Annotated in this window: 6 protein-coding genes; all 6 read right to left on the minus strand. The window is 73.4% G+C overall.

Annotated features, from left to right (window positions below; translation table 11 throughout):
• A partial coding sequence (locus tag ACWCRB_RS47680) for a type I polyketide synthase (protein WP_451002049.1) occupies window positions 1-3102 on the minus strand: 3102 nt, incomplete at its 3' end.
• Between the two features lie 20 nt (window positions 3103-3122).
• Window positions 3123-3989 carry a 3-hydroxybutyryl-CoA dehydrogenase gene (locus tag ACWCRB_RS47685; RefSeq protein WP_451002054.1) on the minus strand — a complete coding sequence of 289 codons (867 nt, stop codon included), beginning with the start codon at window positions 3987-3989 and terminating at the stop codon, window positions 3123-3125.
• 20 nt (window positions 3990-4009) lie between these two features.
• A complete protein-coding gene (locus ACWCRB_RS47690) occupies window positions 4010-5068 on the minus strand; it encodes a 3-oxoacyl-ACP synthase III family protein (RefSeq protein ID WP_451002050.1) in 1059 nt (352 codons plus the stop codon).
• A 20-nt stretch (window positions 5069-5088) separates the two neighbouring features.
• Window positions 5089-6423 carry a crotonyl-CoA carboxylase/reductase gene (gene ccrA / locus ACWCRB_RS47695; RefSeq protein WP_451002051.1) on the minus strand — a complete coding sequence of 445 codons (1335 nt, stop codon included), beginning with the start codon at window positions 6421-6423 and terminating at the stop codon, window positions 5089-5091.
• On the minus strand, window positions 6420-7418 hold the full coding sequence (locus tag ACWCRB_RS47700) for a 3-oxoacyl-ACP synthase III family protein (protein WP_451002052.1): 999 nt from the start codon (window positions 7416-7418) through the stop codon (window positions 6420-6422). Before ACWCRB_RS47700 ends, ccrA begins: the two co-directional genes overlap by 4 nt.
• 47 nt (window positions 7419-7465) lie before the next feature.
• A partial coding sequence (locus ACWCRB_RS47705) for a zinc-binding dehydrogenase (protein ID WP_451002053.1) occupies window positions 7466-8203 on the minus strand: 738 nt, incomplete at its 5' end.

Raw genomic sequence — 8203 nt, forward strand, 5'->3', positions numbered from 1 at the left:
GGCGGCTGCTGGCCGACGGCGTCGACGCCGTGCGCCGGGTTCCGGAGGACCGGTGGCGCGCCCGCCGCGCAGGAAGTCGATGACCGCCTCGGGGGTGGGATGGTCGAAGACGAGGGTTGTCGGCAGCGCCCTGCCCAACGCCTCGCTCAGCCGCTCGCGCAGCTCGACCCCGGTCATCGAGTCGAACCCGAGGTCCTTGAACGAACGCCGGGCGTCGATCTCCTGAACCGAGTCGGCCTCCAGCACGGCCGCCACCTCGCCGAGCACGGTTCCGGCGAGGTCCACGTCCCGCGCCTGCGGCCCGGCCTCGGCCTGCGGCCCGTGTGCCGCCTCGGGCGACGGCGCGAGCACCGTCGCGTCAGGTGACGCGGGCGCGGCCTGCGCCTCCGGTGTGCGCGCGGCCTCGGTCCCCGCCCCGGACGCGGTCTCGGGCGAAGGGCCTTGCTCCTGCAGCCAGTAGCGCTTGCGCTGGAAGGCGTACGTCGGCAGCGGGGTGCGGCCGGTGGTGCGGCCCAGGGGGCCCGACCAGTCGACGGCGGCGCCGTCGACGTGCAGGCGGGTCAGGGCGGCGAACAGGGCCTGGACCTCGGGGCGGGTGCGGCGTTGGGCGGCTGCCAGCACCGGCTTGGTGTCGCTGCGCCCTGTCAGGCTGTCGCGGGCCATGGGGGTCAGCGCCGCGTCCGGGCCGATCTCCAGGTAGCGGCTCGCGCCCTGCTCCTCCAGGCTGCGCACGCCGTCCAGGAAGCGGACGCTCTCCCGCACGTGCCGCACCCAGTAGTCGGCGTCGATCTCGTCCGCGCCCACCAGACGGCCGGTGAGGTTCGACACCAGAGGGGTGTGCGGCGGCAGGCAGGCCAGGCCCTCCGCGACGCGGCGGAACTCCGTCAGCATGCCGTCCATGCGCGGGGAGTGGAAGGCGTGGCTGACCGTCAGCCGGCGTGTCTTGCGGCCCCGGCCCCGCCATTCCTCCTCGGCCGCAAGGACCGCCGCCTCGTCGCCGGAGACGACGCAGGAGGCGGGCCCGTTGACGGCCGCGAGGGCGGCGCCGTCGCCCAGGGCGGACAGGGTGGACAGCAGCTCGGCCTCGGACGCCTGAATCGCCACCATGGCGCCGCCGTCGGGCAGTTCCTGCATCAGGCGGCCGCGCGCCGCGACCAGGGTGCAGGCGTCGTCCAGCGAGAGGACCCCGGCGACGTGGGCGGCGGCGATCTCGCCTACGGAGTGGCCGATGAGCAGGTCGGGTGCCAGGCCCCACTCTTGGAGGAGTCGGAACAGCGCGACCTCGAAGGCGAAGAGCGCGGCCTGGGTGTAGCGGGTCCGGTCGATCAGGCCGGCGTGCCGCGAGCCCTCCGCGGCGAACATCACCTCGCGCAGCGGGCGGCCGAGTTCGGGGTCGAACCGCGCGCAGACGGCGTCGAGGGCGGAGGCGAACGCCGGGAACGCCCCGTACAGCTCCCGGCCCATGCCGGCGCGCTGGCTGCCCTGGCCCGAGAAGAGGAACGCCAGAGCGCCCGCGTCGTGAGGCGGGGTGGCCGTGCCGAACGTGACGCGGGGGGCGGGGTGGCCCCCGGCCAGGGCGGCCAGCGTGCCGAGGGCGGCGACCTGGTCGCCGCCCTCGGTGAGGAACGCGGCGCGGTGGCGGAAGTGGGTGCGGGTGGTGGCCAGGGCGCGCGCCACCTCCGCCAGCGGCAGGCCGGGGTTGCCCTGCAGGTGGGTCAGGAGCCGCTCGGCCTGGCCGCGCAGCGCGGCCTCGCTCTGGGCGGACAGCAGGACGGGCGTGGGCGTGGTGCGCGGTGCGGGCCCGTGCGCCGGCGCGGGCGCGGCGGCGAGCACGAGGTGGCAGTTGGTGCCGCCCATGCCGAACGAGCTGACGCCCGCCAGCGGTTCGCCCTCCAGCGGGGTGAGCGTGTCGTTGACGCGCAGCCGCAGCTCCTCCAGCGGGATGGCGGGGTGGGGGGAGCGGTAGTTGAGGCTGGGGGCGAGGGCACGCTCCCGCAGGCACAGCGTTGCCTTGATCAGTCCGGCGATGCCCGCCGCGCCCTCCAGGTGCCCGATGTTGGTCTTGACGGAGCCGACGAGCAGCGGCTTGGTGCCGGCGGGCCGCGCGGTGCCGAGGACCGCGCCGAGGGCTTGGGCCTCGACGGGGTCGCCGACGGGCGTGCCGGTGCCGTGCAGCTCGACGAAGCGGACGGCGCCCGGGTCGGCCCCTGCCCGCTCGTAGGCGCGGCGCAGCACCTCCCGCTGGGCGGCGCCGCGCGGGGCGGTGAGGCTGTCGCCGCCGCCGTCGTTGTTGACGGCGCCGCCGAGGATGACGCCGTCCACGCGGTCGCCGTCGGCCAGGGCGCGGGCGAGGGGCTTCAGCACCACCATGCCGCCGCCCTCGCCGCGTACGAACCCGTTCGCGCGGGCGTCGAAGGTGTAGGTGCGGCCCTCGGGCGACAGCGCGCCGAACCGCTCGGCGACGGCGAAGCCCTCGGGCGTGAGGGTGAGGCTGACGCCCCCCGCCAGCGCCAGCTCGGACTCGCCGCTCAGCAGGCTCTGGCAGGCCAGGTGCACGGCGACGAGGGAGGAGGACTGGGCGGTGTCGACCACCATGCTGGGGCCGGTCAGGCCCAGGGTGTAGGAGACGCGGTTGGCGATGATGCCGCGGCTGACCCCGGTCATGGTGGTGTGCGTGAGTGCGGGGGCGCCGTACGCGTGGGCCAGCTTGGCGTAGTCGTCCCAGACGGCGCCGACGAAGACACCGGTCGCGGTGGAACGCCGCTGCTCCGGGACGATCCCGGCGTCTTCCAGAGCTTCCCACGCCAGCTCCAGCGTGAGCCGCTGCTGCGGGTCCATCGACCTCGCCTCGCGGGGGGAGAGGCCGAAGAACCCCGGGTCGAAGGCGTCGACGCCGGGCAGGAAGCCGCCCCTGATCTCCTCGCCGGCGGCGGCGAGTCCGGGGCGCCCGGCGGGCGCCCCGGTCACCGCCTCGCCGCCGCCGCTCAGCAGCTGCCAGAACTCCCCCGGGTTTGCCGCCCCGGGAAACCGGCAGGACATCCCGACGATCGCGATGGCGTCGGGGGTGGTGGCGTTTTCCTGCACCGCGGGGTTCGCGTGCACCAGACGTCCTCTTCCTCTCGTCACACGTATTCGTAGAAGCCGCGGCCGGCCTTCTTGCCGTGGACCCCGCTCTCGACCATGCGCAGCAGCAGCGGGGGAGGGGCGTACAGGGGCTCCTTGAATTCCTCGTAGAGCGCGGCGGCGACGTCGGCGACCGTGTCCAGGCCCACCAGGTCCGTCAGGCGCAGCGGGCCGTAGGGGTGGGAGCAGCCCAGCACCAGGCCCCTGTCGATGGTTTCCGGCGTGGCGAAGCCGGATTCCACCATGCGGATCGCGGAGAGCAGGTAGGGGATGATCAGGGCGTTGATGACAAAGCCGCTGCGGTCGGAGGAGCGGATCACCTGCTTGCCGATGACGACCTCGACGAACGCCCGCGTCCGCTCGTAGACCTTCTCGTCGGTGGCGAGCGAGCTGATCAGCTCGACCAGCGGCATGGCGGGCACCGGGCTGAAGAAGTGCGTGCCGATGACGTGGCTGGGCCTGCTGGTGGCGCGGCCCAGGCGGGTGATGGGGATGGAGGAGGTGTTGGTCGCCAGGATGGCGTCCGGGGTGGTCACGACGGAGTCCAGCGCGATGAACAGGTCCCGCTTGGTGGGCTCGTGCTCCCGGACGCTTTCGATGACGAGCTGGCGGTCGGCCAGGTCGGTCAGCTCGGTGGTGAAGGAGATGCGGTCCAGGGCGGCGTCGCGCTGCTCCTCGGTGATGCGGCCCTTGCCGAGGGCGCGTCCGAGGGACTGGCGGATGCGGCCGCGGCCGGCGTCGGCGGAGGCGGGGCGGGAGACGACGACGGTGACCTGACGGTCGGCCAGGGCGCACACCTCGGCGATGCCCGAGCCCATCAGGCCGCAGCCGATGACGCCGACGCGCTCGATGTCGGTGGCCTCCATGGCCAGCGGGGCGTTCGCGTTCACGCGGCATCACTCGTCTCTTTGCCGGTCGAGTCCTTGCCGGTCGAGGTGCTGGTCCAGCGCAGCACGCAGCCGCCGACGGCCATGCCGCCGCCGAAGCCCATGAGCATCACCAGGTCGCCGTCCTTCAGATGCCCGGCCTGGTCGGCGTCGGCGAGCGTCAGCGGCACCGAGGCGCTGCCGACGTTGGCGTACCGCTCGACCGTGCGGTGCGTGCGCGCCCGGGTCAGGCCGGTGGCTTGGGAGAGCTGGTGCAGCAGCACGCCGTTGGGCTGGTGCGGCACGAAGTGGTCGACGTCCGCGAGAGCGACGCCGGCCCGCCCGGCGAGGCGCTCCACCACCGGCGGCACGTTCTCCATGACGAAGTCCCGCACGGCCCGGCCGTCCATGCGCACGAAGTGGGCGCCGTCGTCGACCGTCTGGTGGGAGGCCGGCAGGCGGCTGCCGCCGGCGTCGATCCGCAGCAGGTGGGCGGCATCGCCCCGGCTGGAGAGGTCGAACGCCAGCATGCCGTAGCCGTCGGGCACCTCGCCGACCACGGCGGCGGCCGCGCCGTCGCCCAGCAGCACCGAGGTGCGGCGGTCGGTGAAGTCGGCGAAGCGGGAGTAGACCTCGCTCGAGATGACCAGGGCGAGGCTGCCGGGGCGCAGCCGCAGCAGGCCGCGGGCCAGCTCCAGGCCGTAGACGAAGCCGCTGCAGGCGACGGAGATGTCGAAGCCGGCGGCGTTGCGCGCGCCGATGGCGTTCTGCACCAGGCAGGCGGTGGGCGGCTGCGGCGAGTCGCCGGTGCCGGTGGAGACGATGATGTAGTCGATGCGGTCGGCGCCGATCCCGGCCCGGCCGAGGGCGTCCTCGGCGGCCCTGGCGGCGAGGTCGGAGGCCGCCTCGTCGGGCGCGGCCCATCGCCGGGTGAGGATCTGCGTCTTGCGCTCGATCCACTCGGGGGTGGTGGCGGCGCGTGCGGCGACCTCGTCGTTGCCGGCCTCGTCCTTGGGCACGTACGAGCCGGTCGCGAGGATACCGACCGGGCTGTCAGCAAGTGGGGCGTGTTCGGCCACCGTCTGGCACACCTTTCGGGTCAGTGGAGGGAGAAGTTCTCTTCGCCGATGCGGGCGCGGCGTGCGGGGTCGGTGACGCCGAGGCCGGGCTCGGGCGCCAGGCACAGGACGCCGACCTTGCCCCAGTGGCTGTTGAGCTGCACCTGCCGTGTGGCCTCAGCCAGCTCGTCCAGCGGATGGACGGCGGAGGTGACCGGCAGGATCGCGCCGATGTCCGCCAGGCGGTTGCACTCCGCCTGCTCCTGGAGGTTGGCCGCGTGGCTGCCGATGATCCGCTTGAGGTTCATCCACAGGTAGCGGTTGTCGTAGGAGTGCTGGTAGCCGGTGCTGGAGCCGCAGGTGACGACGGTGCCGCCGCGGCGGACGACGAAGACGGAGATGCCGAACGTGGCCTGGCCGTTGTTGTCGAAGACGATGTGCGGGTCCTCGCCCAGCTCGCGGCGGATGATGCGGCCCAGGCGCTTGCCGAGCTCGATGGTGCGCTCGGGGCCGGGGGCTTCGTTGCCCGCCATGCCGATCTCCGAGCGGTTGATCACCACCTCGCAGCCGAGGCGGCGGGCGATGCGGGCCTTGGCGTCGGAGGAGACGACGCCGACGGGGATGCCGCCGCCGTTCTTCACCAGCTGGGTGGCGAAGACGCCGAGGCCGCCGGTGGCGCCCCAGACGAGGACGATGTCGCCCTGCTTCATGCGGGCGCCGTGCTCGCCGACGAGCATCCGGTAGGAGGTGCCGGCGCACTGGGCGAGGCAGGCGGCCTCCTCCCAGGTGAGGTGGGCGGCCTTGGGGAGCAGCTGGCTGGCGCGCACCACGCAGTAGTGCGCCAGGCCGCCGAAGTTCGTCTCGTAGCCCCAGGCCCACTGCCCGGCGCCGAGCATGCCGTCGGAGTGCGTGGCGGGCTCCTGGTCGTCCACCTGCACCGCGGAGACGACGACGTGGTCGCCGGTGCGCCAGCGGCGCACGCCCTCGCCGACGCGGACGATGACGCCGGCCGCGTCGGAGCCCAGCTGGTGGTGGGGCAGGTCGTGGCGGGTGGCGTGGCCGCCCTGGCGCGCGTACCGCTTGAGGAAGTCGAAGGTGGGCAGCGGGTGGAAGGTGGCCGACCAGACGGCGTTGTAGTTGATGGAGCTGGCCATCACCGCGATCAGCACCTCGTCGGGCGCGAGGCTCGGCATGGGCACAGGCCCGACGTGGAGGGTCTTGCGGACGTCCTTGTCGTCAGTGGCCGACAGACCGGCGAAGGTGTCGACGTCCTCGATGCGCGTGTGGGCGGCGGTGTAGTGGGCGGGCAGCGGCAGGCGTTCGAGGGTGTCCCCCGACGCGCCCGCAAGGACCGCCTCGGACAGGGCGTCACTCACGGCGCCACCGCCCAGCGCAGCAGGCAGGAGCCGAGGGACAGGCCGCCGCCGAAGCCGGAGATCAGCACCAGGTCTCCGTCCTTGAGGTGGCCGGCCCGGTTGGCGTCGTCGAGGGTGACGGGGATGGAGGCGCTGCCGACGTTGCCGTACCGGTCGACGGTGACGTGGGTTCGGGCGCGCTCCAGGCCCAGCTTCTCCGCGAGCTTCCCCAGCAGCACACCGTTGCCCTGGTGCGGGATGAAGTGGTCGACGGCGCCGAGGGAAACACCGGCGCGGTCGGTCAGGCGCTCCAGGTTGAGCGGTACCTGCTCCATCACGAAGTCGCTGACGGCGCGGCCCTCCATGCGGAAGAAGTGCTCGCCCGCCTCGACGGTCGCGTGGGAGGACGGCTTGCGGCTGCCGCCCGCCGCGACGCCGATGAGGTGGTGTCCCTCGCCGCGGCTGGCGAGCTCGACGTCGATGAAGCCGTAGGGGCGGGCGACCTGGCCGACGACGGCGGCGGCGGCGCCGTCGGCGAACAGGACGGAGGTGCGGCGGTCGGAGAAGTCGAGGATGCGGGAGTAGACCTCGGTGGCCAGCACCAGCACCTTCGCGTCGGGGTAGAGGGCGACGAGGCTGCGGGCCAGGGCCAGGCCGTAGACGAAGCCGGCGCAGACGACGTTGAGGTCGAAGCAGGCGGCGTTGGAGGCGCCCAGGCGGTTTTGGACGAGATTGGCGGTGGGCGGGGAGGGGGAGTCGCCGGTGGAGGTGGAGACGATGATGTAGTCGATCTCGTCGGCGGCCATCCCGGCCTGGCCGAGGGCGTTCTCGGCGGCCTTGGCGGCGAGGTCGGAGGCGGCCTCGTCAGGGGCGGCGTAACGCCGGGTGAGGATCTGCGTCTTGCGCTCGATCCACTCGGGTGTGGTGCCGGCCCGCTCGGCCAGCTCGGCGTTGCCCACTTCTTCCTTGGGCAGGTAGGAACCGGTGGCGAGTATTCCGGCGGAGGATTCGGGCACCGTCGAGTACGCCTTTCATGAGGAGGGCGGAAGGGCGGCGGGCGGGACTACGCGGTGGCTGCCGCGGGCTGGCGCATCGGGTTGATGCGGTCCTCGCCGATGCGGGCGCGGCGTGCGGCGTCGGTGACGCCCAGGCCCGGCTCCGGCGCCAGGCACAGCACTCCGACCTTGCCGACGTGCCGGTTGAGCTGCACCTGCCGGGTGGCCTCGGCGACGTCGTCCAGCGGGTGAACGGCCGACAGAACCGGCTGCAGTCGGCCCAGGCTCGCCAGGCGGTTGCACTCCGACGCCTCCTGGAGGTTGGCGGAGTGGCTGCCGATGATCCGCTTGAGGTTCATCCACAGGTAGCGGTTGTCGTAGGAGTGCTGGTAGCCGGTGCTGGAGCCGCAGGTGACGACGGTGCCGCCGCGGCGGACGACGAAGACGGAGATGCCGAACGTGGCCTGACCGGTGAAGTCGAAGACGATGTGCGGGTCCTCGCCCAGCTCGCGGCGGATGGCGCGGCCCAGGCGCTTGCCGAGCTCGATCGTCTGCTCGGGGCCGGGGGCTTCGTCGCCTCCCATGCCGATCTCGGCGCGGTTGATCACCACCTCGCAGCCGAGGCGCCGCAGCAGCTCTGCCTTGGCGTCGGAGGAGACGACGCCGACGGGGATGCCGCCGCTGTTCCTCACCAGCTGCACGGCGTACGCCCCGAGGCCGCCGGTGGCGCCCCAGACGAGGACGATGTCGCCCTGCTTCATGCGGGCGCCGTGCTCGCCGACGAGCATCCGGTAGGAGGTGCCGGC

It is taken from the genome of Streptomyces sp. NPDC002156 (assembly GCF_053593675.1).